The following is a 1,925-nucleotide window of genomic DNA, read 5'->3' on the forward strand; positions in this document are numbered from 1 at the left end:
GCGAGGCCGCCCGGTGTTTCCGTGACTTCCGCTACCGCACGCGCAAATCCTGGTCCTGTGAACGGCGGGTGATCGGCAAGGCCGAATACCTGCCAGGTAAGGCCAATCCGCGTTTTGTCGTCACTAACCTGAGCACCCTTGATGCGGATGCCCAACATTTATACGAAGATCTTTACTGTGCCCGTGGCGAGATGGAAAAATTCATCGGGAATGAATTTTCGCGCAAGCCCCGAAGGGGTGAGGCGCAGGGATGCGCCGAACAAAACCGGATCAAGGAGCAGCAACTGGGACTGTTCGCCGATCGCACCAGCAGTGCCACCCTGCGGGCGAACCAACTGCGGCTGTACTTCTCTTCCTTTGCCTATGTCCTGCTGCACGGCCTGCGTCGGCTGGGCCTGACCGGTACGGCGTTTGCCAAGGCCCAGAGCACGACGATCCGTCTGAAGCTGCTGAAAATCGGCGCCCGCCTGCGCCTGACAGCGCGCAAAGTCTGGCTGTCCTTCTCGGAAGCGTATCCCTACGCCAGTGATATTGCTCAGATCCTGGCCAATCTCAAGCAGCACCCTGCCTGGTCACCCCCTGGATAAACCCTATTACATCCGGCAACGTTGACACAACCGATCAGACTCCGGTGCTGAGGGGCCGACGCATCTGTTCCGTCGAAAAAACATCCTCCAGAGCCCCGGGAGAGCGAAAAACACGAGAATCACTTCTCTCGGCGAGTACCTTGGCACGAGAAATGGGCTATCGGTCTATCTTGGCCACGTCCCGGCGCCCAAAAACGCCGGAACTAGGGGATCGGTGAGCGATGCGGGTTAGGCTTTTTCCACGGAGAAAAAGGCATGTGCTGGGCATATCCAGCCAACAGAGTGGCATCAATGCCATCTGTTTTGCTTCTTTTCATCATGACATCAGCATATTGCTTGGCGGCTTTCGGGTTGAGTACCATCAACTCAATTCCGGTTCCATCCAATAGCACGCACAGATCCAGATGATAAACACCCGTTGCTTCCACGCATACGCGCTGAACCTTTCTTTTCTGCAAGACTTTGAGTATGGCTTGATGTCCCTTGGCATCGTTCTCGAATGTGATGGGGGTACTGATCGAAGTGCCATTGCGATTGATGACGGTTTCCAGTTGCTTTGCACTGACATCAATACCGGCGCTGCCAGCCATGGAGAGCGAAGCGAAGGCTGGTAGACCCCAGTAGCCGCGAGGCCGCACTGTTTTCCCGGCGTGCCTTGCGCCAGAGGGAAAACAAAGTAGGCCTCCGAATGCGGCGTCCAGTCATATGGGAGTCAAGTACGGAGCAGCAACGAGCTTGCGAAGTTGTTGCGTAGTGCTTGGTGACCAGGACGGCTGGGGCACAAATAGGTTGTCAAAGGCTGAGTCGATTTTGGGGACTGGGATGTCCCAAAATCTATCACGAGGCCGAAGACACGCTTGCTGAAATCATTTTTTACCTCACATCGTGTTCTGTTACCATTGAACCCGGCTCCCGATCCTGAACCCTCGCCTACCGACCTTGCGAATACAGGCTCAAGAACAGCTGTTCTTGAGCCTCAGATACTCCACGGTATTGGCGAAGAGGACGGGGGCCCATCTACGTACAAGCTCTTAGCTTCAGGTCGGAACGGCCTCCCGGGTTATGCCCACCTATTGGGCATCTTTTCATAAATTCGTTTAATGGGTGAGTTGTCAACCCACCTTGTAGCAGAGCATACAAGGTCGGACTTCAGTCCGACATTTCTCTCCGTTGTGGCAGCTGTTGTCGGGCTGAAGCCCGACCTACGGAATAAAAACAAGGCTCTTCCCCAAATGGAGTGGGTAGATTATCGTAATCCCCTATGAGAGACAAAGACCTATATGCCCAGATACTGGGAATCAAGAGTCCCTGGCAAGTATCCGGTGTAGAGCTGGCGCT

3 protein-coding genes are annotated in these 1,925 nt (G+C 54.8%); 1 reads left to right on the forward strand and 2 read right to left on the reverse strand.

Annotation, left to right across the window (positions count from 1 at the left end):
- On the forward strand, nucleotides 1–587 hold a 587-nt coding region (locus tag ACOCD2_RS18110), incomplete at its 5' end, for a transposase (protein ID WP_294045354.1).
- A gap of 203 nt (nucleotides 588–790) precedes the next feature.
- Here ACOCD2_RS18110 and ACOCD2_RS18115 read toward each other — a convergent pair.
- Both ACOCD2_RS18115 and ACOCD2_RS18120 read right to left on the reverse strand, forming a co-directional pair.
- Nucleotides 791–1,177: an IS110 family transposase gene (locus ACOCD2_RS18115; protein ID WP_293650155.1), complete on the reverse strand. Its 387-nt coding sequence runs from the start codon at nucleotides 1,175–1,177 to the stop codon at nucleotides 791–793.
- 122 nt (nucleotides 1,178–1,299) lie between these two features.
- The gene (locus tag ACOCD2_RS18120) at nucleotides 1,300–1,428 is read right to left on the reverse strand and encodes a hypothetical protein (protein ID WP_293646551.1); all 129 of its coding nucleotides are present in this window, start codon (nucleotides 1,426–1,428) and stop codon (nucleotides 1,300–1,302) included.
- Nucleotides 1,429–1,925: the final 497 nt, after the last annotated feature.

This window comes from Thiolapillus sp. (genome assembly GCF_048562965.1).
GTDB classification, from domain to species: Bacteria; Pseudomonadota; Gammaproteobacteria; order Chromatiales; family Chromatiaceae; genus Thiolapillus; species Thiolapillus brandeum_A.